We start from the raw sequence: 25,486 nt of genomic DNA, 5'->3' as shown, positions 1-25,486 counted from the left end.
CTGTGCAGCCGACGCCATGTGACTCACCCCTCAACGACGAAGGCCCACCCGGGTTACGAGAGCCCGGGTGGGCCTTGCGCTGCGGCGGCTGGACCGCGGAGGTCAGTACGAGGGCTGGCTGGGGTCGATCTGGTTGACCCAGGCCACCACGCCGCCGCCGACGTGGACGGCGTCGGAGTAGCCCGCGCCCTTCACGACCGCGAGCGCCTCGGCCGAGCGCACCCCGCTCTTGCAGTGCAGGACGACCTGCGTCCCGGAGTCGACCGGGGGAAGCGTCGCGAGCGCGTTGCCGTTGAGGAACTCGCCCTTGGGGACCAGCACCGCCCCGGGGATCTGGTTGATCTCGTACTCGTTGGGCTCACGGACGTCGATGAGGACGAAGTCGCGCTCGCCGTTCTCGCGCTCCTTGAGCATGCCCTCCAGCTGGGTGACCGAGATCGTCGAGCCGGCGGCGGCGTCGGCCGCCTCGTCGGAGACCGCGCCACAGAACGTCTCGTAGTCGATCAGCTCGGTGACCGTCGGGTTCTCCCCGCACAGCGCGCAGTTGGGGTCCTTGCGCACCCGCAGCTTGCGGTACTCCATCTCGAGCGCGTCGTAGATCATCAGCCGGCCGACGAGCGGGTCGCCGATGCCGGTCAGCAGCTTGATCGCCTCGTTGACCTGGATCGAGCCGATCGAGGCGCACAGCACGCCCAGCACGCCGCCCTCGGCGCAGGAGGGCACCATCCCCGGCGGCGGCGGCTCGGGGTAGAGGCAGCGGTAGCAGGGCGCCTCGGCGCTCTGGCCGTCCTCCTTCACCGCGTGCGGCCAGAAGACCGACGCCTGACCGTCGAAGCGGTAGATCGAGCCCCACACGTAGGGGATCCGCAGGAAGTACGCCGCGTCGTTGACCATGTAGCGGGTCGCGAAGTTGTCGGTGCCGTCGACGATGAGGTCGTAGCCCTCGAAGACCTGCAGCACGTTGTCGTTGTCGAGGCGCTCCCCGTGCACGACGACGTCGACGTAGGGGTTGGCCTCCTTGATGGCGTCGCGCGCGGACTCCGCCTTGGGACGCCCGATGTCGGACTGGCCGTGGATGATCTGGCGCTGCAGGTTCGACTCGTCGACCTCGTCGAACTCGGCGATCCCGATCGTGCCCACCCCGGCGGCAGCCAGGTAGAGCAGCGCGGGGCTGCCCAGCCCGCCGGCGCCGATCACCAGCACCTTGGCGTTCTTGAGCCGCTTCTGCCCGGTCATCCCGACGTCGGGGATGATCAGGTGGCGGCTGTAGCGGCGTACCTCGTCGACGGTCAGCTCGGCGGCCGGCTCCACGAGCGCGGGAAAGGACACGGCGGTAACTCCTCAGGGCGGACGATCGATGGTTCTCGGCACAACGCCGGCGAACCCCCCGATGTTCCCCCGCCCGCAGGGGCGCGCCGCGCGCCATCCCGTCATCCGGACGGAGGTTACGGACCGGTAGGCTTCCCGCACGACGCGGGTACGCTGCCCGCCGCGAGGCCCGAGGAGCACCGAGTTGAGCGCTGATCACTTCGACGCGGACCGCCCCCGCCCGCGCGGGGCCCGGATGCCGCGCCGTGAGCGTCGCGCGCAGCTGCTCGAGTCCGCCCTCGAGGTCTTCGTCGCCCAGGGCTACCACGCGGCGGCGATGGACGACATCGCCGAACGCGCCGGGGTCTCCAAGCCGGTGCTCTACCAGCACTTCCCGGGCAAGATGGAGCTCTACCTGGCGCTGCTCGACAGCTCGTGCGACGCGATCATCGAGAACTGCCGGCTCGCGTTGCTGTCCACCGACGACAACAAGCAGCGTGTGCAGGCCGCGATCAAGGTCTTCTACGACTACGTCGCCGCCGAGAGCGGCGCGTTCCGGCTGGTCTTCGAGTCGGACCTGACCAACGAGCCCACCGTCCGCGAGCACGTCGAGCGGGTCACCACCGAGACCGCCGCGATGATCGCCGACGTCATCCACGACGACACCAGCCTGAGCCCGACGCAGTCGCGTCTGCTCGCGGTGTCCCTGGTGGGAATGGCGCAGGTGAGCGCGCGGTTCTGGCTCACCGAGGCATCCGGGATCACCCAGGACGACGCGGCCGCGCTGGTGGCCGCCCTGGCCTGGCGCGGCATCCGCGGTTACCCGCGCGCCGAGGACGCCTGAACACCCACCCCGTAACCTCGTCATCCAGCAGCACCGAGAACTTCAGGAGGAGACCGTGGAGGTCAAGATCGGCATCCAGAACGCGCCGCGTGAGCTGCTCGTCGAGAGCGACGAGAGCGCCGAGGCGGTGGAGAAGCTGGTCGCCGAGGCGGTCAGCAGCGAGACCGTCCTCGCGCTGACCGACAGCCGCGGCCGGCGGGTGATCGTGCCCGGCTCCCGGATCGCCTACGTCGAGCTCGGCAACCCCAGCGCGAAGCAGGTCGGCTTCCGCAGCTGAGCGCAGCGCCCCGACGAACAGAGCCGACCCGGCAGAAGCTCGCTTCTGCCGGGTCGGCTTCGTCGTGGGTAGTGGCGGCTCAGGAGTCGAGCCCCAGCTCGCCCATCCGCTGGTCGTGGCGCTCGGTCATCCGGGTGAACATCCGCCCCACCTCGGCCAGGTCGAGGCCGGGCCGGTCGACCCCGCCGGCCAGCAGCGCCCCCAGCGCGTCGCGCTCCGCGACGACCCGCTGCGCCTGGGAGAGCGCCTCCCCCATCAGTCGGCGGCCCCACAGCGCCAGCCGCCCCCCGAGCCGGTGGTCCTCGGCGATGCCGGCGCGCACCCGGTCCACCACGAAGCCGGCGTGACCGGTGTCGCTGAGCGAGGCGATGATCAGGTCGCGGGTCTGGGCGTCGACGAACTGCGCGATCTCGCGGTAGAAGTCCGCGGCGAGCCCGTCGCCGACGTACGCCTTGACCAGGCCCTCGTACCAGTCGGCCGGGGCGGTGTGCTCGTGGAAGGAGTCGACCGGCACCCGGAACGGCGCCATCGCCTCGAACGGGTCGGCACCGAGCGCGACCAGACGCTCGCGCAACGGCCCGACGTGGCCGACCTCGGTGGCCGCCATCGCGGCCAGCGTGTACTTCTCCTCCAGCGAGGGCGCCAGCTTGGCGTCCTCGGCCAGCCGCTCGAACGCCGAGATCTCGCCGTAGGCGATCACGCCCAGCAGGTCGACCACGGCAGCGCGGTACTGGGGGTCCTGGGCGGCCGACGGCGCGCCCGACCCGAGCGGGGATTCAGACATGCCCGCACCCTACCGATACAGTGGATTCATCGAGTGCCGCCCACCGGGTCGACGACAGCGTCGCCGACCTCGTCCGTGCAGGGTCAGCCGTGCACGGTCACCCGGGATGGCCCGCGACCGGCGAGACGGTCCGCACTGTCACCGACAGGATTGTCACCGACAGGTCCTCGGGACCGACACCGCCGAGCATGTGCGCGGCAGACCCTGTCGAGACGACTTCGATCCCTTTCGATGAGTCAGCCGCTCAGAAGCCACTCACGAAAGCGAAAAGACACTGACTACGTTCCGAGAGCTCGGGGTCCTGCCCGAGATTTGCGACGCGCTCGAGCGCGCCGGCATCATCACGCCGTTCGCCATCCAGGAGATGACCCTCTCGGTCGCCCTGATGGGCACCGACCTGATCGGCCAGGCCCGCACGGGCACCGGCAAGACCCTCGCCTTCGGCATCCCGGTGCTCCAGCGCAGCGTCGCGCCGAAGGACCCCGACTACGCCGACCTGCCGCAGGGCAAGCCGCAGGCCCTGATCGTGGCCCCGACGCGCGAGCTCGCGCTCCAGGTCTCCAACGACCTGCACCTGGCCAGCAAGGACCGCGGCCTGCGGGTGCTGACCGTCTACGGCGGCGTCGGCTACGACACCCAGCTCGACGCGCTGGAGTCGGGCGTCGACATCGTGGTCGGCACCCCCGGCCGACTGATCGACCTGGCCAACCGCAAGGCCCTCGACCTCTCCCACGTGCACGCGCTGGTCCTCGACGAGGCCGACGAGATGCTGGACCTCGGCTTCCTGCCCGACGTCGAGAAGCTGCTCAAGCTGACCCCCGAGACCCGGCAGACGATGCTGTTCTCGGCCACCATGCCCGCGGCCATCGTCTCGCTGGCGCGCACCCACATGCGCCACCCGATGAACATCCGCGCCGAGTCGTCCTACGACACCACGCTGGTGCCGGCGACCGCGCAGTTCATCTACCAGGCCCACGACCTGGACAAGCCCGAGATCATCGGCCGGATCCTGCAGGCCGAGGGCGCCGGCAAGGTCATCGTGTTCACCCGCACCAAGCGCCAGGCCCAGCGCGTCGCCGACGACCTGGCCGAGCGCGGCTTCTCGGCCAGCCCGCTGCACGGCGACATGGCCCAGGTCGCCCGCGAGAAGGCGCTGGCCAAGTTCCGCGAGGACAAGATCCGGGTGCTCGTCGCCACCGACGTCGCCGCCCGCGGCATCGACGTCGCCGGCGTCTCCCACGTCATCAACTACACCTGCCCCGAGGACGACAAGACCTACGTGCACCGGATCGGCCGCACCGGCCGCGCCGGCGCGACGGGAATCGCGGTCACCTTCGTCGACTGGGGCGACGTGCACCGCTGGAAGATGATCAACAAGGCGCTCGACCTGCCCTTCGACGAGCCGCAGGAGACGTACTCCACCTCCGAGCACCTCTTCCACGACATGGGCATCGCCCCCGGCACCAAGGGCCGCATCGTCGACCCCGCGCCTCAGCCCCCGCGCGAGCGCTCCGAGCGTCCCGAGCGGGGCGGCCGTCCCGAGCGCGGTGGCCGCCCCGAGCGCGGTGGCCGCGGCGAGGGCGGCGGCCGTGGCGAGGCCGCGCGCGAGGGTGGCGAGGCCGCGCGCGAGGGTGGCGAGCGTCCCCCGCGCAGCCGCGGCCGTAGCCGCACGCGCAGCGGCGGCGCCGCCTCGGGCTCCGCCGGCAGCGGCTCCCCGGAGACCGGCGCCTCGAGCGCGCCGCCGAGCCGTCAGGACGCCCCGAGCGAGGGGTCGGGCGCCGACGACCTGCGCCCGAGCCGCAACCGCCGCCGGCGTCGTACCGGTGGCTCGCGCGGAAACGGCGAGACCGCCACGAGCGGCGAGAGCACCACTTCGGGCACCGACTGACCCCGCCCAGCTCCACGAGCCGACCCGCCGCCCACCACGGGCGGCGGGTCGGCTCGTCTCAGGGGGTGACCACCACAATGGTGCCGACCGGGGCGAACCTCCACAGCGCGATCGCGTCACGGGGACGCTGACGGATGCAGCCGTGCGACTGCGGGGTGCCGAGCTGGCGCAGCGTCTGCACGCGGGCCCCCTCATGCACCGGGATGTCGTGGAACCCGATCGCGGCGTTGTCGCCCTCGGTGAACCGGACGAAGTAGCGCATCGTGCCCGAGTCGTCGATCCCCCACGCGTGCTCCGAGCGCGAGTAGACCTCGAAGGTGCCGGGGTCGAGATTGTCGTAGACGCTGCCCGAGACCAGGTAGGTGCGCTGCACCCGGCCGTCCGCCCCCACCAGCCAGACCCGCTGGCGCGACTCGCTGAAGACCACGCGCCGCCCCTGGCCCGAGCGCTCCGGCAGCGTGACGTCGTGGCGCAGCAGCGCGGTGCCGGAAAACGCGCCCTCCAGGGCTCCCGCCACCACCTCCCGCAGGTCGGCGGTGCGCCCTCCCGCGGCGTCGCTGTCGTCGGCGTCGCTGCCCGCCGCCCGCACGGGCTCCCGGGGGGCCTGGTCGTCGGCGCCCGCGACGCCGGCGGAGACGTCGGCGGCCTGCGAGCTCGTGGAGTAGTCGTCGGTGGGCGAGGGCAGCACGCCGACACCGCCCAGGACCGCGGCGCCGGTGATCCCCAGCGCGCAGGCGACCAACGTCAGGCGGCCGTAGCGTGGCCGGGTCCTCGCGCGCCGGTGTCGGGCCAACCTCAGCCCCTCGTCCCGGCCCGCGGCGCAGCGCTTGGCGACCCACCCCGCTTCGCCGGGCCCGCCGCCGGGCGCTTTGCGCGGGCGACCAGCCCGACCGCGACCTCGCGGTAGGCCAGGGCACCCTTGCTGGCGCGGCTGGTGGCCAGGATCGAGCGTCCGGCGGCCGGGGCCTCGGCGAACTTGATCGTCTTGGGGATCGGCGGCCCGATCACCTCGAGGTCGTAGGTCTCGGAGATGGTTTCCAGCACCGTACGGGCGTGGTTGGTGCGCCCGTCGTAGAGCGTGGGCAGGACGCCCCAGACCTCCAGGGCGCGGTTGGTGAAGCGCCGTACGTCGTGGACGGTGTCCAGCAGCTGCCCGACGCCGCGGTGCGACAGGGTCTCGCACTGCAGCGGGACGAGCACGCCGCGAGCGGCCGTCAACGCGGCCACCGTCAGCACCCCCAGGGACGGCGGGCAGTCCAGCAGCACCCAGTCGTAGCCGGCGTCCGCCTCCTCCAGCGCTTCGAGCACGCCGGCGAGCACGTGCTCGCGTCCGGTCCGGGTGAGCAGGTCCGCCTCCGCCCGGGCCAGCTCGATGGTGGCCGGGAGCAGGTCGACGCCCTCCTCGGTCGTCACGATCACCTCGGCGGGATCGAGCCCCTGGGTGAGCACCTGGTACACCGACAGCTCGAGGTCCTCGGGGTCGATGCCGAGCGAGAAGGTCAGGCAGGCCTGCGGGTCGAGATCCACGAGCAGCACGGAGTGGCCCAGCTCGGCCAGGGCGGCACCGAGCGAGGCGACGGTGGTGGTCTTCGCGACGCCACCCTTCTGGTTGGCGACCGCCAATGTCGTGGTCATCGCGCCCATCATGCCCGACTCGCTTGCCCGCAGGCAGCAGACCCGGTTGGCTCCTCGCATGTCTTTCTCCGCGCGCCGCTCCACGCCGACCCCGATCCCCGTCGGCACCGCCCTGATCACCGGTCCCACCGCGGGCATCGGCCACGCGTTCGCCCACCAGCTCGCCGCCCGGGGCCACCACCTGGTGCTGGTGGCACGCGACCGGCAGCGTCTGGAGGAGGTGGCCGCCGCGTTGCGCACGTCGTACGGCGTCGAGGTGGAGGTGCTCCCCGCCGACCTCGCCGAGCGCGACCAGCTGGCCCGCGTCGAGGACCGGCTGTGCGACCCGGCGCGACCGGTGGACCTGCTGGTGAACAACGCCGGCTTCGGGCTCAAGGGGCGCTTCGCCGACAACAGCATCACCGACGAGCAGCGCATGCTGGACGTGCTGGTCACCGCGGTGCTGCGACTGAGCCACGCCGCCCTGGGGCCGATGGCCGAGCGGGGCCAGGGGGCCATCGTCAACGTCTCGAGCGTGGCGGCCTTCCTGCCGCGCGGCACCTACAGCGCCGCCAAGGCGTGGGTGAACAGCTTCAGCGCCTGGGCCGCCCACGAGTACCGCACGCAGGGGGTGCGGGTGATGGCGCTGTGCCCCGGCTTCGTGAAGACCGAGTTCCACCAGCGGATGGACGTCTCGCGGGCCTCGGCCCCGTCGATGCTCTGGCTCGACGCCGACGACCTGGTCCGCGAGGCCCTCGCCGACCTGGACCGCGGGGTCGCGATGTCGGTGCCCAGCAAGCGCTACAAGGTGATCGCGGCGGCCGCCCGCGCCGTGCCCGGACCGCTGCTCCAGCGCGCGCAGAGCCTCGGTCGCTCGGGCAGCGCCCGGGAGTAGCCGCTCAGCCCTCGCCCACCACGAACGCGCGCACCGCGTCGGCGACCAGCTGGACCGCGATCGCCGACAGCAGCAGGCCCGCGATCCTGCTCACCAGCAGGACCCCGCTGTCCTTGATCAGGCGCAGGATCGGCAGCGAGAACCGCATCGCCGCCCACAGGCACAGGTGCACGCCGACGACGCCGGCGCTGACTCCCAGCAGGTCGGCCCCGCCGTCGATCTGCTCGACGAACAGCATGGTGGCCACGATCGCCCCCGGTCCGGCCATCATCGGGGTGCCGAGCGGGACGAGCGCGACGTTGGTGCCCGAGGTGGCGGTGGGCTCCTTGTCCTGGTCGCCGGTGAGCAGCTCGAGCGCCACCATGAGCAGCAGCAGCCCGCCGGCGCATTGCAGGGCCGCCAGGGAGATGTGCAGGTAGCTCAGGATCTGCTGGCCGAAGAGGGCGAACGCCACGATCACCGAGAACGAGACCGCGACCGCCTGCCAGGCCGCGCGCCGGGCCGTGTCCACGGCGCGGCCCGAGGTGAGCGACAGGAAGACCGGCACCGTCCCGACCGGGTCCATGATCACGAACAGCGTCACGAAGACCTCGGTGAGCAGGACCAGGTTGACCCACTCGCTCACGGGCCCACCACCCAGCCGCCGCTGCGGCCGGCGCGGGTCGCGGCCGCGCGGGCCAGCTCCAGGAGGCGGGCGTACTCGTCGGGGTGGGTGGTGTTGCAGCCCAGGTCGTGGTCGATCTTGCCGGTGCCGTGGTAGTCGCTGGAGCCGGTCACCAGCAGCCCGAGGTTGCCGGCGATGGCGCGCAGCCGCTCCCGGTCGACCGGGTCGTGGTCCTGGTGGTCGACCTCGATGCCGGACAGCCCGAGGCCCTGCAGCCGGGCCAGCTCCTCCTCGCCCAGGCCGTCGGCACGGTGGCGCCCCCAGGGGTGCGCGATCACGGCGACCCCGCCGGCCTCCACCACCAGGCGCACCATGTCGTCGAGCGCGGCGGCGTAGCGGTCGACGTACGCCGGTCGGCCGGGGTTGAGGAACCTGCGGAAGGCCTCGGTGCGGTCCGGGACCAGGCCGAGGTCGACGAGGGCGTCGGCGATGTGCGGACGGCCCATCGCGGCCGTGGGGCCGGCGAGCCTGGCCACGTGGGCGTACGGCACCTCGATGCCGAGGTCGGCGAGCCTGGCCAGGACCGCGGGGACCCGCTCGTTGCGCCCGTCCAGGACCCGGCCGAGGGCTGCCCCCAGGGGCGGGTAGGTCGGGTCGGGCAGGTAGGCCAGCAGGTGCACGCCACGGCGATGCGGGCCCGCGGCGGTCGTCGTCTCGAGCTGGGTGCTGATCTCCATCCCCGGGACCAGGGTGATGCCGACCTCCTGCGCCGCGTCGGCCGCGGCCGCCCAGCCAGCGGCGGTGTCGTGGTCGGTCAGGGCCAGGACGTCGAGCCCGGCGGCGGCGGCGGCTCGGACCACGTCCGCGGGAGCCTCCGTCCCGTCACTGACCTGCGAGTGGGTGTGGAGGTCGATGCGCACGGCGCTCAGCGTAGTGGGCCGGGAGTTCTAGACCGCTGGTGAGCGTCGAAGGCTGCGGTTTTGCGCGTTGTTGACGTTCGTTTGAGCCCCGCCATCCCTACTTGTGGTGAGACGGAGGGACAGATATGCACGTTGTACACGCGGCCCGCAGGTCCGCCACCACACTTGCGCACTCGCGCCGGACCACCGGCCTTTTCACGATCCTGTTCGTGACCATCGTGTTGGCGCCGCCTCTGGTCGCCACCATGGTCCTGCTGCACGAAGGGGCGCCGTTCGCGTCCGTCCAGGTCATCAGCCGAGCGATCGCGCAGATCGTGCTCGGTGCTGGTGGCGTCACGTTCTACGTCCACTGGCGCCTGTGCGGCAGGGACGTCAGCGGATGGCTCGCCGCGGCGGCCTTCGCGGTCGCCACGTACGGCATCCCCTTCTCGCTGCTCGACGTCGCCGGGGCCCGAACCACGACGTCGCTGGCGCTCCCGGGGATCGCCGAGCTGGTCACCGTGGTGACCACGCTCGGCCTGGTGGTGATGGCGGTGCGCGGCGTCGCGCTCCCGTCGTCGCTGGACCCGGTGGCGCTGGGCATGCTGCTGGGCCTGGGAGCGGTGACGCTGCAGGCCACGCTGCTCACCCTGGAGCTCGGCACCGACCCGTCCACGGCCGCCGCCACGGCCCTGCACCTGGCCACGGCCTGCGCCGGCCTCGCCATCGCCGTCACCCTCGCGGGCCTCTCACAGCTGCCCCGGTGGGCGGGCGCCCAGCTCAGCACCGGCGTGCTCGTCATCGTGCTGACCGATGCGGCGGCACCGAGCCTGGGTGACGCCCCGGCGCTGGGGCTGCCGATCGCCGTGGCCCACATCGGGGGCGCCGCGCTGGTGGCCTGGGTGGCGCTGACGCTGTGCCGCACCGTGCCCGCGCTGAGCATCCTGGGCGCCGTACGGGACACCTCGCCCAGCGACCCGCCGGCGACCGACTGGGCCTCCACCCTGGCCGCGGAGGTGCGCCACTACGAGGAGACCCTGCACGAGCTGCGCTCCACCGTCGCCGGGCTGGCCGCCGCCTCGCGCCTCCTGCACGGCGCCGAGCACGCCGTGCCGGCTCCCGCTCGAGCACGCCTGGAGCGGATGCAGGCCGACGAGCTGGCCCGCCTCGAGCGGCTGCTCGCCGGGGGCGCCGACGAGCCCCTCACGGCGCTCGACCTCGACGACGTGCTGCTGCCCGTGGTCACCTCGGTACGTGCGCGCGGGCACCAGGTGCGGTGCGAGGCGTCCGGCGTACGGGCCCTCGGACGCGCCGATCACGTGGCCGAGGCGGTCCACATCCTGCTGGACAACGCGGCCCGGCACAGCGAGGGCTCCGCGGTCACCCTGGAGGTGACGAGCGCGGGCCCGCACGCCCGGATCACGGTCGCCGACGAGGGACCCGGTGTGCCCGAGGAACTCAGCGGCATCCTCTTCGAGTGGGGCACGCAGCGGCCGGGCTCGCGCGGACGCGGGATCGGTCTGCACATCGCCAGCCGGCTCGTCGGCGAGCTCGGGGGCACGCTGCAGCTCGACCGCAGCGGACGCCCCCGAGGCGCGGCCTTCGTGATCACCCTGGACCTGGCCGAGGAGGACGCGGCATGGCACGCCCACGCGGTCTGACCCGGGTGGTGCTGGTCGAGGACCACCAGCTCTTCGCCGAGTCGCTGGACGTGGCGATGACCATCGAGGGCTACGACGTCCGCCGCATCTCGCCGCCGGAGTCGGTCACGCACGCCAGCACCCTGCTGCCCGCGATCGTGCGCGCCCAGCCCCGGATCGTGCTGCTCGACCTCGACCTGGGGCCGGCCGGCAGCGCCATCCCGCTGATCGAGCCCATCGTGCGCACCGGCGCCGCGGTGGTCGTGGTCACCGCCAGCCACGACAAGATCCGCTGGGGCGAGTGCCTGCGCAACGGCGCCCGCATCGTGCTCAGCAAGACCTCGCCCCTCAACCGGATCCTCGCCACGGTCCGGCTGATCAACGACGGGCGCTCGGTGCTCTCGCACGAGGACCGCGAGGACCTGCTGCGGCTCTACCACAGCGAGCGTCACGAGGTGAAGGAGATCCGCGAGCGGCTCGACTCGCTGACGCGGCGGGAGTCGGAGATCCTCGGTCTGCTGATGGACGGCCTGAACGTGCGCGACATCGCCGTGCGCTCGGTCGTCTCCGAGGCCACCGTGCGCACGCAGGTGAAGTCGATCCTGGCCAAGCTCGGGGTCTCCTCGCAGCTGGCCGCCGTCGGCATCGCCCACCGGGCGGGCTGGCAGGTGCCGGCCTGAGCGCCGGCGGCTGAGATGCCCAGATTGCGGCATGCATCGCGCGAGCACCCTTCCTAGGTTCGTGACAGCGCTTTCCAGCGCAGCACGCACCGGGGAGGGAACAGCCGATGACCGCAGTGGCCAGGCTCGAGCACGCGGAGCAGCGCGAGCCGGCCGGGCGTCGGATCGGCCCTCGCACGAGCCCCTGGCTGGGCCATGCCTGCGACGCGCTGGCCGCGGTCCTGGCGCTCACCGTCGTCCAGGGTGGGACGCCGACGGTCGACCTGCTGCCCGACGCGAGCACGTCGCTGGTCGCCCTCGACGCCCTCTCGGTGGTGGTGCTGCCCGTCCTGTGGACGCTGCTGCTGGTGGTCACCCGCGCCCACGAGTCCCGCGGGACCCGCTTCGACATCGAGGACGTCCGGCGGATCGGCCGAGCCGGGGTGGGCCTGGCCCTGCTGGGCTGGGCCGGGCTCTCGCTGTCCCAGCTGTCCACGCCGCCGATCGACGTCCTCTCCCTGGCGGTGGCCACGACCACGCTGACCGTGCTGATGCGGCTCCTGGTCGTGGGCCGGCTGGGCACCCGGCTGCCGCTTCTCGGCGGTCGGCCCACCCGGGTGGTCCTGGCCGGCCACGAGCGCGACGTCGCCCACGTGCTCGCCGCGCTGCGCCGTACCGCCGACCACTGCTTCGAGGTGGTGGCGGTCTCGGTCCCGTCCATGCCCTCGGGCCCCGCGTCCGCGCTTCTCGCGGACCTGCCCTGCACGGTGGGCGTCGACGCCCTGGGTGACGTGGTCGCCGACCACGACGCCGATGCCGTGATCGCCCTGCCCAGCCCGGAGCTCGACGCGGTCACCCTGCGTCGGATCGGCTGGCAGCTCGAGGGCGAGGGGCGGCAGCTGTTCATCGGCCCCGGCCTGCTCGACGTCGACGCCTCCCGCACCACGCTCGCCCCCGCCGGCGGCATCCCGTTCGTGCACGTGCGCCACGCCGAGCTGCAGGGGGTGCGCCGGGTGACCAAGGGGTGCTCCGACCGGCTCGCCGCGGCCACCGGTCTGGTGCTCACGGCACCGCTGCTGCTCGCCCTCGTGATCGCGGTCAGGTACGACTCGCGCGGCCCCGCCTTCTTCCGCCAGGTGCGCATCGGCCGCGACGGCCGCCCGTTCACCATGCTCAAGCTGCGCACCATGACCACCGACGCCGAGGTCCACCTCACCAGGCTGCGCGAGCGGGACGAGGGCGCCGGCGTGCTGTTCAAGATGCGCGCCGATCCCCGCGTCACCCGGGTGGGCCGGTTCCTGCGCACCTACTCCCTCGACGAGCTGCCCCAGCTGGTCAACGTGGTGCGCGGTGAGATGTCGCTGGTCGGCCCGCGTCCCCCGCTGCCGGCGGAGGTGGCCCGCTATGACGCCGACACCTGCCGGCGACTGGCGGTGAAGCCGGGCCTGACCGGTCTGTGGCAGGTCTCGGGTCGCTCGGACCTGCCGTGGGACGAGTCGGTGCGCCTGGACCTGAAGTACGTCGAGAACTGGTCGCTGGTGATGGACGCCCGGATCGTGTGCCGCACGCTCGGAGCGGTGCTGACCCACCGCGGCGCCTACTGACGCTCTCCCCTCGGGGGCGAGGCCGCCGAGAACCCCTGAATTGGGGATGCCCCGATAGCCCCCGTTGGCAGATCGTGGACTCGTCGGGCCTCGGCTCGGCGCACTGCCCCGGCTCACCAGCCGTGCCGCTCGAAGGCGCGGAGCCCGGCCTGTTCGAGTCCGTTGCGGCGGACCGATCGCGGTCTGGTCACCCCGCCCCGTAGACCCCCCGTCCCGTCCCCCGGCGGGAGGTCGTGGCGGCCGATAGCGGCTGGTGAGCCGGCTGGCATTTCCGGCTCGGGCGAGGGGCGTGGCCCCCTCCTTGGCCGAGGGCTCGCCGATCGATCGGCGACATTCCTTGAGTACGGCGTTACCGTTGTGAACAGCGTTCTAGCCGGCGACGCTTGTGTTGGGTTTGCAAACGTCGGGCCAGCCGAACAGAGCCGGGGGGCAGTCGATGCATCGGGAGCCGTGGATCCGCATCTTCCTGCTCGGCGACTTCATCGTGCTGCGCCGGGACGGCTCGTCGATCGCCGACCACGAGTGGCGCACCGGCAAGAACCGCGACCTGCTGCGACTGCTCGCGCTCCAGAACGGCCACCCGGTCCGGGTGGCGGGCATCATCGACAAGCTCTGGCCGGACGTCACCGAGGACCGCGCCCGCGCCAGCCTGCGGACCGCGATCAGCCATCTGCGCCGGGTGCTGGGCCCGCAGTGCGTGGTCCGCCGTGAGGTGGGCGTGGTGCTCAACCACGCCTGGGTGGACGTGGCCTCCTTCGAGATCTGCGCCGCCCAGGTGCATGCGGCCTGCCGAGACGGGGACTTCCGCACGGCCCTCGAGCTGACCGAGGCGGCCGAGCACCTGTACGCGGGAGAGTTCCGGGCCTCCAACGACGACAGCGGCTGGGCAGTGGCGGTGCGCGCGGTGATCAGCGAGAAGCGGCACAGCCTGCTGGCCGATGCGGCCGAGGCCGCCCTCGAGTTGGGCCGCTATCGCCACGCGCTCGACCACGCCCGTGCCGCGATCAGCCTCGATCCCTCGGCCGAGCGCGCCCAGCGGGCCCTGATGCGCGCGCACGCCGAGCTCGGTGAGATCGGCAGCGCGCTGCGCGTCTTCGAGACCTACCGGGCCAGCCTCGCCGAGGAGCTCGGCATCGACCCGTCGCCGCAGACCCTCGACCTGCACCTGACGCTGCTGCGAGGCGTGGGCTGGGGTACGCCACCCTCCACGCCCCCGCCCGCCGCGCCCGGGCCCGCCGCGGCACGCTCCTCAGAGGCTCGGACGGTGCCCCCCGAAGGGAAGATCGACGAGCGCGGCTCCGAGACCGGACACGTCCCGCAGGAGCCAGTCCTCGGGCAGGAGCAGGGTCGCGGGCGCGGGGCGCACCAGGATCCACAGCCACCGTCCCCCCGCCTCCCCGGCGAGGACGGCGCGGTCGACCTCCCCCGCCCCGGCGACCGTGGCCACCCACCACAGGGGGACGGCCTGTGAGCCGATCCGGACCCGGGTGACCGGTGCCCCCTGGCCGAACTCGGGTCCCGGGTCGTCGCCGGGCCGTCCGGCCAGGCGGGCGCCCAGCCCCACCCCGACCTCCTCGGCCACCACGCAGACGTCCACCGGGCCGTCCGCCGCGCTGGTTCCCGAGCAGCAGGCCATGGTGGCCAGGGGCTGGCCAGGCGACTGCCAGACCACCCCGAAGTCGGCGATGGACCACCCCGAGAGCAGCGGCCACGACAGATAGGTCGGGAAGCCGTCCGCCAGACGCAGGTGTGCGGTGAACGCATCGTAGGAGACCTCGCGCGGGCGCCACAGCGGCGCGACCCTCCCGTGCTCGGGACACGACCACACGTCGTCGCGCTCGATCACCGGCGAGACACATCTAGGACACGCGGCTGTGAGCGGCATGGCCCCACCGTGCGCGGGGGCCGGGGATGCGTCAAGGGCGGAAAGTCCCCCGCCGAGACCCGGGTGCTGACACGATGCCAGCGTGCGCGACGAGCCGGATCCCACCACCCGCCTGGGCAGAGCCCGACTGGCCGCTGCAGCCGCCTTCTTCACCCAGGGGCTGGTGTTCATCAGCCTCACCACCCGGCTTCCCGAGGTGAAGGACACCTGGTCGGTCGATGAGACCGACCTGTCCCTGCTCCTGCTGATGATGGTGCTGCTCGCCGGCGCCGGCTCCGTGGCAAGCGAGCGCCTCTCGTCGCGGCGCCCGAGCGCCTGGGTGCTGCGGGCCGGCCTGCTGCTGATGGCGGTGGCCGTCCCGGTGCTGGCGCTCGCGCCGGCCTTCGGGGTCTTCGTCGCCGGGCTCGCGGCGTACGGCGTGGCGCTGGGGATGGTCGACGCGTGCGGCAACATGCAGGCGGTCGCGATCGAGCGTCTGGCCGCTCGCCCGCTGCTGCCGTCCTTCCACGGCGCCTGGACCTGGGGCGGCGTGGTCGGCGCGGCCGGCACCCTGGCGTCCGGGGACGCCGGGCTGAGGGTGGTCGCGGTGCTGGCGGTGGTGCCCCTGCTGGTGTCCCTGGGGCCCCTGCTCCCGCGCGTCGGCGATCCCTCGGGACCGGCGGTGGCCCTCCCCTGGCGTCCCGTCCTGCTGGTGGGCGTCGCGCTGGTGCTCTTCTACATGGTCGACACCGCGGCCGCGACCTGGGGCCCGACCCATCTGGAGGAGACCTTCGGTGCGCCGCAGCGCTGGGTGGCGATGGCGACCCTGCCCTACCTGGTGGCCACCGGGCTGATGCGGACGGCCGGGGACGGCCTCGTCGCCCGGCACGGGCCGGTGCGGGTGCTGCGGGCCGGCGCGCTGGGGGCGGCCGGCTCCCTGGCGCTGGTGGTCCTGGCCCCCACCTGGCAGGTCGCCGTGGTCGGCTTCACGCTGCTGGGACTCGGTGTCGCGGTGATCGCGCCGCTGTCGTTCTCGGCCGCGGCCGCGATCGCCGACGACGCCGCGCTTGCGCCCGTGCAGCGCCAGGCCCGCGTCGACGCGGTCATCGCCCGCTTCAACCAGTTCAACTACGCCGGCGCCCTGCTCGGCTCGGTGCTGATCGGCCTGGTCGGCTCCGGCTCGCTGCGCGTCGGCTTCGCCGTACCGATGGTGCTGGTGCTGGGCATCGTGCCGCTGGCGCGGGCGTTCGCGCCGGCCGCGCTTTCACGAGTTACCTCGTGAAACCCGCACTTCCCACACGTCGGAACGCGTGGGAAGTGCGGGAACCACGAGTTACCTCGTGAATCCTCGGGTGATCACTCCCCCTGCGGGCCGGACCAGTTCTTGTCCGGCTGCGGGACCGGACGGCCGGGCTGCTCGCCGCCGCGGGCGGTGAGGTAGCTGTCCTTGGGGACCATCACCTTGCGGCGGAAGATGCAGACGATCTTGCCGTCCTGGTTGTAGCCGATGGTCTCCACGTGTACGACGCCGCGGTCGTCCTTGGACTTCGACTCCCACTTGTCCAGCACGGTCGTCTCGCCGTAGAGGGTGTCGCCGTGGAACGTCGGGGCGACGTGGCGCAGCGACTCGATCTCGAGGTTGGCGATCGCCTTGCCGGAGATGTCCGGGACGCTCATGCCGAGCAGGATCGAGTACACGTAGTTGCCCACCACGACGTTCTTGGCGAACTGCGTGGTCTCCTCGGCGTAGTTCGCGTCGAGGTGCAGCGGGTGGTGGTTCATGGTCAGGAGGCAGAACATGTGGTCGTCGAACTCGGTGACCGTCTTGCCGGGCCAGTGCTTGTAGGTCGCTCCGACCTCGAACTCCTCGTAGCTGCGGCCGAACTGCACGACGTGCTCCTCCTGGTCGACTCCAGCCCGCCTCCCGGGCTGCGCCCATCGTGCCGAAAGATCCGGCCCAGGGGGAGGCGCAACGCCCGTGCGCTACGTCACGCTCGGCTCAGGAGCCTCCGCCACCCGCCTTGCGGCGGTGCATCTTGGGCGCACCCCCCACGACCTCCGAGCCGTGGGCCTTCTCCGGGGGGCCGGCCGCGTGGTCCACGCCGCGGTCGTTGCTCTGCTTGCGGGCGAGCGCCGCGCGCATCTTGGCCTTCAGGTCCTCGCGGGGACCATCGCTGTTCGGCACCGGGTGCTCCTCTGCTCGGGCGGATCCCCAGCATGGCACCGATGCGCACTGGGCGGCACCGGATAAATACCCGGTGCCGCCCAGTGCGTGGATCGAGCGATCAGTTGATCTCGAAGACGCCCGGGGCGCCGTCGGTCTCCCCGCGCTTGGCGGTCAGGCCGGGATCCGTCATCCGCGCCGAGGCGGACGGCGAGGCGTAGAGGTTGTTGACCAGCCGGGTGTACTGGGCGACCATCCCGGGCCGGTTGAGCATCCGGACCCAGACCTCGTCCGACTTCTGGGCCCGCTTGCTCCAGTTCGGCGAGCCGGTGAAGAACACCGACGCCGAGGTGTCACCGTCGTAGACGCCGCTGATCGCCAGCGCCTTGAGGTGCAGGTAGCGCTCCGGCACGCCGTCGCCGTTGTTGTCCACGCTGATGTTGCGGATCGGGACCGGGCCGCGGCCCGTGTTCGCCTTCAGCGTCCGGTTCACGCCGCCACCGGCGAGGGTGGTCACGATCTTGACGTCGCAGCCGCGATCCCACAGCGTGCGCACCCGGTTGGCGATCGCACCGCCGTAGGCGTCGAACCAGCCGGCGATCGCGATCCGGATCCGGGTGCGGCCCCCGTTGCCGGTGTTGCCGGTGGCGCCGGTGCACTGCACCCGGCGCAGCTCCTCGAGCACCGGGTTCCGCTCGCCCGCCGGGAACAGCGTGACCCGGGTGTTGCCGAACGAGCGCACGTCGTAGGGGTTCGCCACCGCACGGTCGCGGGAGTGCTCGTTGAACGTCTTGACGAAGTAGTTGTAGAGGGCCTGCTTGCGCACCGTCACCAGGTCGTTCCACTGGCGGTTGCCGGCCGGCGTCGCGAGGTTGGACGAGCCGTACATGGACGTGTAGCGCGCGTTGTTGACCCGGCTGAAGAGGTAGACCTTCGAGTGGCTGATCGGCCCGCTGCTGCGGCAGGCCCCGCGGCACTTCTTGGCGAAGCTGGTGTCGGTCCGGTTGCGGTCGAGCGCCGTCTTCAACCGGGTCCAGTTCGGGTTGTCGACGACGCCGGAGACCACGACCTGGACCGTGACCCCACGACGACGAGCCTTGATCAGGGCGTTGACGACCGGACGGTCGTCGAGGTTCCAGGTGAGGATGCGGATGGACTCCCCGCGCGGCGTCAGGTTGATCGCCTTGATCACCCGAGCCAGGATCACCCGCCGGCTGGCGTTGGTCGGGTCGTTGAGCAGCACGCCGGTGGGCGGGGCCCAGCGCCCAGCCTTGGCGGCGGCGGCCTTCGCGGGGCTCGCCGCCTTCGTGGTGCTGGCGGTGCTCGTCTGCGGCTGGGCTGCGGCCCCGCTGAAAGTGAGCGGCAGCAGCGCGGCGAGGACCGCGAGCAGCGTGACGCGAACGGCGCCTCGAGTCAGGTGTGCAGAGCGCACGGTGGAACTCCTACGTTGCTGGGGGGCGTCGACCAAAAGATGACTCTAACCCAGGCCACGCGCTGGTTCGGATTCTTTGGGAGACCGGCCGCGGGGCCGAGCCGGGCGCCGTACGACGCCCGGCCGGCCTCAGCCGTTGGGTGCGGTGAGCCGCGCCTGGAGCACGGCGTGGTCGGTGATCCTGCGCACCAGCGGATCGGTGAGGAACCCCGCGCTGCGCCGGGTGAGCTCGGGCGAGGCGAAGATCCAGTCCAGGCGCATCTGACGCGGAGGCGTGCAGACCTTGGCCGTGCGCGAGCCCCCCGTGACGGCCCGCAGATCCGTCTGCCCGGTCACCTTGCAGAAGACCATCTTGCGCTCGTTCATGTCACCGGCGAAGACCACCGGGACCTGGTTGCGCCGCTGCTCCTTGATCTTGGCGATCTCGATGCGCAGCGCCTGGTTGCGCTCGCGCTGGCGCTGCGGGGTGTTGCGCGCGGAGTTGTGCACGTTGAGCACCCAGACGTCGCGTCCGGTGGCGATGTTCCTCAGCCGGACCATCGGGTTGGGCCGAGTGGTGCCGTTCATCGGGATCGTCACGTCGACCGCCTCGACCAGTCGCCACTGGGACTTGTTCCACATCACGCTCTGCCACACGACGCGGGGACGGTTGGTGTTGGCGGGGTAGAAGTCGAAGGTGTCCCCCACCGAGCGCTTCAGGTCGCGGTACTGGTCGACCTGGAGCTCCTGGAGCGCGACGACTCCGGCGTTCAGGCCCTGCAGGAGGTTCGTGGACCACTCCGAGCGGATCCGGCCGGGCGCGTAGTTCCGAGCGCCTCCGCCCGGCTCGGTGTGCTGGCTGCCCAGCACGTTGAAGGACACCATCGTGAACTCGGGCACGGCGCGCACCCGGGGACTCGGCGCAGGCGCGGCGCGCACCCCCGGCGGCGTGGCGCGATCGGCGCGAGCGGCCCCGCCGCGCGCGAGCTGGCCCCGCTCGTTGTTGCCCCAGCACTGGAGGGTGTCGTCGAGAGCCAGCGCGCAGGTGTGCATCCATCCGGTGTCGATGCCCATCCACCGTCGGTTCCCGGCCACCTCCACCGGCCGGAGCGTGGTGCGCTCGGTGCCGTCGCCGAGCTGGCCGTAGCGGTTACCGCCCCAGCACCAGGCGGCGCCGTCGAGGTCCACCGCGCAGGCGTGGGCGTCGCCGAGGGAGACCGTCGACCAACGCCGCCCCACCGACAGCGCCACCGGCGCGGTCCGGTTGGTGCGGCTCCCGTCGCCGAGCTGCCCCTGATCGTTGAGGCCCCAGCACTGGATCTGCGAGTCCTGGGTCCGACCGCAGGTGGACGACCAGGTCGCGTCGAGCGAGGACCAGACGGCCGAGGAGCGCACGCGCGCCGGGCTCAGCTGGGCCGCGGTGCTGCCGACGCCGAGCTGACCGAGGTCGTTGCGCCCCCAGCAGGATGCGGACCCGTCCCGGCGTACGCCGCAGGTGTGCCAGCCGCCGACCGTGACGTCGGTCCAGTCCTGGAGCGTGCCGACCCGCGTGGGCGTGGTGCGCTGCGCACGGCTGCCGATGCCGAGCTGGCCGTCGGAGTTCTCACCCCAGCACCACAGCGCACCGGCGCCGCTGAGGGCGCAGGTGTGCATCCAGCCGGCCGCCACCTGGGTCCAGTCGGTGCTGGTGCCGACCTGGGTGGGAGTCAGCCGGAAGGCCCCGCCGTTGCCGAGCTGGCCGCGGTTGTTCATCCCCCAGCAGAACAGCGCCCCGGTGACCTTGATGCCGCAGGTGGTGGCCCCGCTGGTGCTGACCGAGCGCCACTCCCCGGTGGCTCCGACCTGGACCGGCTCGAGCCGGTCGGTCTTGGTGCCGTCCCCGATCTGTCCGGCGGCGTTGCTGCCCACGCAGAACGCGGTGCCCTCCTTGTTCACCTGGCACGAGGTCTGTCCCCCGGCGTCGACCTGGGAGGTGGCCCCGGTGTCGGCGGACACGATCGTCACCGTGCCGGTGACCGGCGCGGTGGCGGGGCGGGTGTTGCGCACCCGGAACGTCACGTCCCAGCTGCCGGCGGCGCCCACCGCCCCGGAGAGCACGCCGGCCGAGCTCAGCGTCACCCCGTCCGGCAGCCCCTGCACCTGGTCGAAGACCGTGCTGGCGGCGTACGACGAGCCCACCCGGACCGCGACCGACTGGGAGAAGGCGATGCCGGGCCGGGTGATCACGCTCTGCCCGGCGCTCACGCGCGGCCAGGCCGCGGCCCGCTGCCAGAGCAGGTCCGCGCCGCGCTGGAGGATCGCCCGGCTCGGCGCCGCGTCGTAGGACCGGTGCGCGGCGAGCGCCTTGCGGACCGGGACCTTGCCGAGGTCGCAGACCAGGTCGCGGCGCGAGCAGACCGAGATCACGCGCAGGTCGTGGGCCGGCGTCGGGACGTCGGCCACCGCCTTGGTGCGCTGGTTGAGCACCCCGCGTCCCGCGGCGAGCGCGGCGCGCCGGCCGATCACCGTGGCGCGGGTCGAGGCGCGGCGGTCGCCGTCGCTGACCAGCACCGCGCCGACCAGCAGCTCCTTGAGGGCAGCCACGTCGCCGTCGCGCGCCAGCACCCGGTGCACGACGCTGGCGCCCTGCGCCTGCCCGACCAGGGCGATCGACTGCTGGGGACAGGTGGCCGCGGCGCTGCGCAGCTCGCTGAGGACCGAGCCCACCGCCGCGTCGACCCCGGTGGCCCAGGCGCGAGCACGCGCCCGGGTGACCGCACGGGCGGCGTTCTTGGCCCGGGCCGGAGCCAGCGCGGTGGCCGGCTTGAAGCGCACCCCGAGGTGCCGCACGGAGACGCGCGAGCCGTTCTGCTCGGCCAGCGAGGCGAACGCGCCGGTCACGGTGTTGAGCGCCGGGGCGAGCGAGGCACTGCCCCGCCACCCCGGCGCGCCGCGGCCGACACCGACCACCAGGACGTCGCTGCACGCCACCACCGCCCGGGCCGCCGGCGCGGCCGACCTGGCCGTCGCGGCCGACGCGGGACTGGCCGCGGCTCCCCCGACGGCCAGCATCGGCACCACCAGGGCGAGCACGGCCATCAGGGCTGCGGCGTGTCCCGCGCGGATTCTCAGCATCACGGACACGAGGGTAACCGTGGGACTGATGTGGTGTCAGTAATCAGTTGTGACGATAAGAAGCCGTCCGGCAGCGCCGCTGGGGCTCAGGAGAGCTTGTAGTCCTCCAGCACCCGCCGGCCGATGATCATCCGCTGGATGTCGGCCGTGCCCTCGCCGATCAGCAGCATCGGCGCCTCCCGGTAGAGACGCTCGATCTCGTACTCCTTGGAGAAGCCGTAGCCGCCGTGGATGCGGAAGGAGTCCTCGACCACCTGCGAGCAGTACTCGCTCGCGAGGTACTTGGCCATGCCGGCCTCGAGGTCGTTGCGCTGGCCCAGGTCCTTGGTGCGTGCCGCCTTGACCATCATCTGGTGGGCGGCCTCGACCTTGGTGGCCATCTCCGCGAGACGGAAGAGCACCGCCTGGTGATCGGCGATCTTCTTGCCGAAGGTCTCCCGCTGCTGGGCGTAGGCGACACCGAGCTCGAAGGCGCGGTTGGCCACGCCGCAACCCCGGGCGGCGACGTTGACCCGGCCGACCTCGACGCCGTCCATCATCTGGTAGAAGCCCTTGCCCGGCTCGCCGCCCAGGATCTGCGTGGCCGCGATCTTGTGGCCCTCGAAGATGAGCTCGGTGGTGTCGACGCCCTTGTAGCCCATCTTCTCGATCTTGCCCGGGACGGTGACGCCCTGAGCCGTCTCGCCGAAGCCGGACTCCTTCTCCACCAGGAAGGTGGTCATGTTCTTGTAGACCGAGGATCCGCCCTCGTCGGTCTTGACCAGCACCGCGACCAGGTTGGCCGAGCCGCCGTTGGTCAGCCACATCTTCTGGCCGTCGATGGTGTAGTCGCCGTCCTCGCCCTTGACGGCCTTGGTCTTGATCGCGGAGACGTCGGAGCCGCAGCCGGGCTCGGACATCGAGAAGGCACCGCGGACCTCGCCGGTGGCCATCCGCGGCAGGTAGTGCTGCTTCTGCTCCTCGGTGCCGTGGTGCATCAGCATCCAGGCGACGATGAAGTGGGTGTTGATGACGCCGGAGACGCTCATCCAGCCCCGGGCGATCTCCTCGACCGCGAGCGCGTAGGTCAGCAGCGACTCACCGAGCCCGCCGTACTCCTCGGGGATCATCAGCCCGAAGACACCGAGCTCCTTGAGCCCCTCGACGATCTCGGTGGGGTACTCGTCCTTGTGCTCGAGCTCTGTGGCGACAGGCAGGATCTTCTCGTTGACGAACTGACGGATCGTCTTGAGGATCTCCTCCTGGATGTCGCTCAGGCCCTCGGTCTGGCACAACCGGCTCATGTCTGGTCCCTTCTCAGCAGTGACGCGCGAAGCCTACCGTCGAGTAGGCAGGGGAGAACGTGACCCTGCTCACCGCGCGCGTCAGGAGCTGCGCGGTGCCGAGCGGCGCTCGAGGAGCGTCTCGAACAGGCGCGTCCAGCGTTGCGCCACCGCGCTGACGCGGTAGTCGGCGGCCCGGGCCAGCCCGGCCGCGCCCATCCGGGCGCGCAGGTCGGCGTCGTCCATCAGCGAGCGCAGCGCCTCGGCGAAGCCGGTCAGGTCGCCGTCCGCGACGAGGCGGCCGGTGACGCCGTCCTCGATGAGCTCGGCCGGCCCGCGCGGACAGTCCATGCTGACCAGCGGCAGGCCCTGGCTCATCGCCTCGAGCAGCACCATCGGCAGCCCCTCGAAGTAGGAGGTCATGGCGTACGCCGAGGCCCCCTGGAAGGCGTCCTGGAGCCGGTCGGTGAAGCCCATCAGCCGGACCTGCTCGCCGACGCCGAGCTCCTCGATGCACCGCCTGATCGCCGGCGCCTCCTCGCCGCCGCCGTAGATGTGCAGCTGCCAGTCCGGGCGCTCGCGCGCGAGCGGGGCGTAGGCCTGCACCATCCGCACGAAGCCCTTGCGCTCCTCGAAGCGCCCAGCGGCCACGATCACCTTCGCCTGCAGCGGGGCCTGCGGCCCGAGATCCCAGGTGAGCCCGTTCGGGATCGCCTCCACGTAGGCGTCGGTCCCCGCCAGCTCCCGGGCCCAGTCCTGCCGGTCCGCCTCGGTGAGGACGACGAAGCCGTCGAGACCGGGGGCGGCCGTCTTGATGGTCTGGAACGGACCGGGCCGTTGGCTGCGGGTGATGAAGTTCAGGTGCTCCTGGCCCACGGTGAGCAGGTGCGGCGGCGCCAGCGCGACGACGGCCCGGTGCAGGCTCGGGCGGGTGGTGATCAGCACCCCCGGCTTCAGGCTGCCCATCAGCTCCTCGAGGCGCTCGTCGGCGTAGCGGGTCATCGCCGCGTCGCCTCCGCCGTACTGCGAGGGCTGGGCCGCCAGGCGCTGGCGCCGTGCGAACTCCGCGGGGTCGCTCTCGCGCAGCTGCCGCAGCGCGCGCCCGCGCTTGTCGACCAGCCAGCGCACCGGCACCTCGCGCTGGGTGGGGTAGACGGGCTCGCGCTTGTTGCGGTTGACGCTGATGATCTCGACCTGGTGGTCCGCGGCGAGCGCGTCGGCGAGGTTCGTCACGGTGCGCGCCACTCCCCCGCGCCCGGCCGCGTCGGCGATCAGGAAGTAGACCCGGTCGGTGCGCGGACGCGCCGGCCGTACGGCGTGCCTCAGCGAGCGCAGCCGGCGCCCGGCGATGTCGCGTGCCTGTGTCAGCGGCCTCACCGGCGTCTCCTCACCCGTGCCAGCAGCCCGGCCGCTCGATCCCCGGCGCCGTCGCTGCCGGCGCCGTCACTCGCCGCGCCGTCGCTCACGGCTGCCTCGGTGCGGGGCGGCTCGAGCTCACGCAGCCGCTCCTCGGCGGCCTCGGCCCGCAGCGTCTGCGTGCGCACCTGCGCGAGCAGGTCGGCCGCCACCGGCAGGGCCCGCTCCAGCATCTCCGCGGCGGTCACCTCGTCGGGATGCCTGCCCGCGGGGTTGCCCCCGAGCAGCTCGTCGAGGTCCCCGGTCACCGGGTAGCCGGCCGCCCGCAGCGTCGCGACGCTGCGCTCGCTGCGTGCCTGGACGGCCTCACGCTGGGCGTCGCGCAGGGCGATCCGTCCCCCGGACAGCGGCACCAGCAGCTCGTGGCCCAGGTAGCGGCGCAGCCAGCGGTACGGCTCGGTCCACCTCAGCCCGGAGAAGTCGATGCGCTCGTGGACCTGCGGTCCGAGGCGCTGCAGCAGCGCCGCCGCCTCGACGCCGAGGGACTCGTTGGCCTGTGCCACCTCGGTGTCGGCGAGCGCCGGGTCGACCCCGCACAGGCCGGCGAAGCGCTTCCAGAGCAGGTCCGGGTCCGCCCCGCGTGGTGGCACCGTGACGACGTGCAGCCGCTCGGCGGGTACGGCGCCCGCCCAGCGCGCCAGGGCCTCCGCGGGGTCGATCGCCCACCAGCTCCAGCGCTCGCCGTCCTTGTCCAGGTCGTCGACGAAGCTGTCCAGGGACTGGCCCGTGCCGAGCTTGAGCGTCTCCTGCCAGGCCGCCGGCACCTGGCCGAGGAAGGCCCGCGCCGTGAAGACCACGTGCAGCTCGGCGTCCGGAAGCTCCTCGACGGCGCGCGCGACGAGGTCCTCGGGAACCAGGCAGAACCATTCGCTGCTCAGCACCACGGTGCCCGGCCACTGCGCGCTCTCCTCGCAGATCCTGCGCCACGCGCCCACCGCCGGCCCGTTCCCGCGGCGGTAGGACCGCAGCGCCTTGGCAGCCCGGTTGTAGTCACCCAGCGACTGTCCGGGCACCAACACCCCCGCGCTGCGCAGGGCGGCGCGGTTGCGCCACAGGATGGTCTGCAGGTAGGTCGTGCCCGACTTCGGCGCCCCGATGTGCAGGACGATCCGCTCAGCCACGACGCCCGCCCTGCGAGCCCGTGGCCACTGCCCGCCTCGGTTCACCGAGCCGGCCCGAACGCAGCTGGAAGATCATGCGCTCCATCTTGGCACTACCCTGCGCACCGGTCCCTGCCCC

The 25,486-nt window shown here is 72.5% G+C and carries 22 protein-coding genes and 1 pseudogene; 9 read left to right on the top strand and 14 right to left on the bottom strand.

Annotation, left to right across the window (positions count from 1 at the left end; translation table 11 throughout):
- Positions 1–102 precede the first annotated feature (102 nt).
- Positions 103–1,329 (bottom strand): adenylyltransferase/sulfurtransferase MoeZ, encoded by a 1,227-nt coding sequence (gene moeZ, locus AC6EI4_RS08740; protein ID WP_498451217.1) that lies wholly within the window; start codon positions 1,327–1,329, stop codon positions 103–105.
- 184 nt (positions 1,330–1,513) lie between these two features.
- Here moeZ and AC6EI4_RS08735 point away from each other — a divergent pair, with 184 nt between their 5' ends.
- Positions 1,514–2,152: a TetR/AcrR family transcriptional regulator gene (locus AC6EI4_RS08735; RefSeq protein ID WP_498423239.1), complete on the top strand. Its 639-nt coding sequence runs from the start codon at positions 1,514–1,516 to the stop codon at positions 2,150–2,152.
- Between the two features lie 55 nt (positions 2,153–2,207).
- Positions 2,208–2,429 carry a DUF3107 domain-containing protein gene (locus AC6EI4_RS08730; RefSeq protein WP_498423242.1) on the top strand — a complete coding sequence of 74 codons (222 nt, stop codon included), beginning with the start codon at positions 2,208–2,210 and terminating at the stop codon, positions 2,427–2,429.
- Positions 2,430–2,508: 79 nt separating this feature from the next.
- On the opposite strand, the gene AC6EI4_RS08725 is transcribed toward AC6EI4_RS08730, so the two are convergent.
- A complete protein-coding gene (locus AC6EI4_RS08725) occupies positions 2,509–3,213 on the bottom strand; it encodes a ferritin-like fold-containing protein (RefSeq protein WP_498423243.1) in 705 nt (234 codons plus the stop codon).
- A 364-nt stretch (positions 3,214–3,577) separates the two neighbouring features.
- Here AC6EI4_RS08725 and AC6EI4_RS08720 point away from each other — a divergent pair, with 364 nt between their 5' ends.
- The gene (locus AC6EI4_RS08720; RefSeq protein ID WP_498451216.1) at positions 3,578–5,101 is read left to right on the top strand and encodes a DEAD/DEAH box helicase; all 1,524 of its coding nucleotides are present in this window, start codon (positions 3,578–3,580) and stop codon (positions 5,099–5,101) included.
- A 58-nt stretch (positions 5,102–5,159) separates the two neighbouring features.
- Here the strand turns inward: AC6EI4_RS08720 and AC6EI4_RS08715 are convergent, their stop codons facing one another.
- Together AC6EI4_RS08715 and AC6EI4_RS08710 are read right to left on the bottom strand one after the other, a co-directional pair.
- Positions 5,160–5,894, bottom strand: a complete 735-nt coding sequence (locus AC6EI4_RS08715; protein ID WP_498451215.1) for a L,D-transpeptidase — start codon at positions 5,892–5,894, stop codon at positions 5,160–5,162.
- A 2-nt stretch (positions 5,895–5,896) separates the two neighbouring features.
- Positions 5,897–6,736, bottom strand: coding sequence for a ParA family protein (locus AC6EI4_RS08710; RefSeq protein ID WP_498451214.1), 840 nt, complete (start codon positions 6,734–6,736; stop codon positions 5,897–5,899).
- 58 nt (positions 6,737–6,794) lie between these two features.
- Between AC6EI4_RS08710 and AC6EI4_RS08705 the strand changes: the two genes are divergently transcribed.
- A complete protein-coding gene (locus tag AC6EI4_RS08705; RefSeq protein WP_498451213.1) occupies positions 6,795–7,610 on the top strand; it encodes an SDR family NAD(P)-dependent oxidoreductase in 816 nt (271 codons plus the stop codon).
- A 4-nt stretch (positions 7,611–7,614) separates the two neighbouring features.
- Here AC6EI4_RS08705 and AC6EI4_RS08700 read toward each other — a convergent pair whose 3' ends face one another.
- Positions 7,615–8,235, bottom strand: coding sequence for a MarC family protein (locus AC6EI4_RS08700; protein WP_498423252.1), 621 nt, complete (start codon positions 8,233–8,235; stop codon positions 7,615–7,617).
- Positions 8,232–9,134, bottom strand: a complete 903-nt coding sequence (locus tag AC6EI4_RS08695; RefSeq protein ID WP_498423254.1) for a PHP domain-containing protein — start codon at positions 9,132–9,134, stop codon at positions 8,232–8,234. Before AC6EI4_RS08695 ends, AC6EI4_RS08700 begins: the two co-directional genes overlap by 4 nt.
- Positions 9,135–9,343: 209 nt before the next feature.
- On the opposite strand from AC6EI4_RS08695, the gene AC6EI4_RS08690 reads away from it, so the two are divergent.
- The 4 genes and pseudogenes from AC6EI4_RS08690 to AC6EI4_RS08675 form a co-directional block, all read left to right on the top strand.
- Complete coding sequence (locus tag AC6EI4_RS08690) at positions 9,344–10,774, top strand: sensor histidine kinase (RefSeq protein ID WP_498423256.1); 1,431 nt, start codon at positions 9,344–9,346, stop codon at positions 10,772–10,774.
- On the top strand, positions 10,753–11,433 hold the full coding sequence (locus AC6EI4_RS08685) for a LuxR C-terminal-related transcriptional regulator (RefSeq protein ID WP_498423258.1): 681 nt from the start codon (positions 10,753–10,755) through the stop codon (positions 11,431–11,433). The genes AC6EI4_RS08690 and AC6EI4_RS08685 overlap by 22 nt, the downstream gene beginning before the upstream one ends.
- Positions 11,434–11,540: 107 nt before the next feature.
- Positions 11,541–13,016: a sugar transferase gene (locus tag AC6EI4_RS08680; protein WP_498423260.1), complete on the top strand. Its 1,476-nt coding sequence runs from the start codon at positions 11,541–11,543 to the stop codon at positions 13,014–13,016.
- 436 nt (positions 13,017–13,452) lie between these two features.
- Positions 13,453–14,181: pseudogene (locus AC6EI4_RS08675) on the top strand (AfsR/SARP family transcriptional regulator); the annotation flags it as partial.
- An 84-nt stretch (positions 14,182–14,265) separates the two neighbouring features.
- Here AC6EI4_RS08675 and AC6EI4_RS08670 read toward each other — a convergent pair.
- The gene (locus tag AC6EI4_RS08670) at positions 14,266–14,901 is read right to left on the bottom strand and encodes a DUF6758 family protein (protein ID WP_498451212.1); all 636 of its coding nucleotides are present in this window, start codon (positions 14,899–14,901) and stop codon (positions 14,266–14,268) included.
- Between the two features lie 82 nt (positions 14,902–14,983).
- Here AC6EI4_RS08670 and AC6EI4_RS08665 point away from each other — a divergent pair, with 82 nt between their 5' ends.
- Positions 14,984–16,162, top strand: a complete 1,179-nt coding sequence (locus tag AC6EI4_RS08665) for an MFS transporter (protein WP_498423264.1) — start codon at positions 14,984–14,986, stop codon at positions 16,160–16,162.
- Between the two features lie 74 nt (positions 16,163–16,236).
- Here AC6EI4_RS08665 and AC6EI4_RS08660 read toward each other — a convergent pair whose 3' ends face one another.
- The 7 genes from AC6EI4_RS08660 to AC6EI4_RS08630 form a co-directional block, all read right to left on the bottom strand.
- Positions 16,237–16,770 carry a MaoC family dehydratase gene (locus AC6EI4_RS08660; RefSeq protein ID WP_498451211.1) on the bottom strand — a complete coding sequence of 178 codons (534 nt, stop codon included), beginning with the start codon at positions 16,768–16,770 and terminating at the stop codon, positions 16,237–16,239.
- A 109-nt stretch (positions 16,771–16,879) separates the two neighbouring features.
- Entirely contained in the window at positions 16,880–17,065 is a 186-nt protein-coding gene (locus AC6EI4_RS08655; protein ID WP_498423267.1) for a DUF5302 family protein, read from the bottom strand.
- A gap of 100 nt (positions 17,066–17,165) precedes the next feature.
- A complete protein-coding gene (locus AC6EI4_RS08650; RefSeq protein WP_498451210.1) occupies positions 17,166–18,476 on the bottom strand; it encodes a phospholipase D-like domain-containing protein in 1,311 nt (436 codons plus the stop codon).
- Positions 18,477–18,605: 129 nt separating this feature from the next.
- Entirely contained in the window at positions 18,606–21,569 is a 2,964-nt protein-coding gene (locus tag AC6EI4_RS08645) for an RCC1 domain-containing protein (protein WP_498451384.1), read from the bottom strand.
- Between the two features lie 86 nt (positions 21,570–21,655).
- Positions 21,656–22,852, bottom strand: a complete 1,197-nt coding sequence (locus AC6EI4_RS08640; RefSeq protein ID WP_498423272.1) for an acyl-CoA dehydrogenase family protein — start codon at positions 22,850–22,852, stop codon at positions 21,656–21,658.
- A gap of 81 nt (positions 22,853–22,933) precedes the next feature.
- Entirely contained in the window at positions 22,934–24,208 is a 1,275-nt protein-coding gene (locus AC6EI4_RS08635; RefSeq protein ID WP_498451209.1) for a glycosyltransferase family 4 protein, read from the bottom strand.
- Positions 24,205–25,368, bottom strand: coding sequence for a hypothetical protein (locus AC6EI4_RS08630; RefSeq protein ID WP_498451208.1), 1,164 nt, complete (start codon positions 25,366–25,368; stop codon positions 24,205–24,207). Before AC6EI4_RS08630 ends, AC6EI4_RS08635 begins: the two co-directional genes overlap by 4 nt.
- Positions 25,369–25,486 lie beyond the last annotated feature (118 nt).

The sequence above is a fragment of the Nocardioides sp. Z43_10 genome, assembly GCF_059766615.1.
This window is presented reverse-complemented; position numbering and strand designations above follow the sequence as displayed.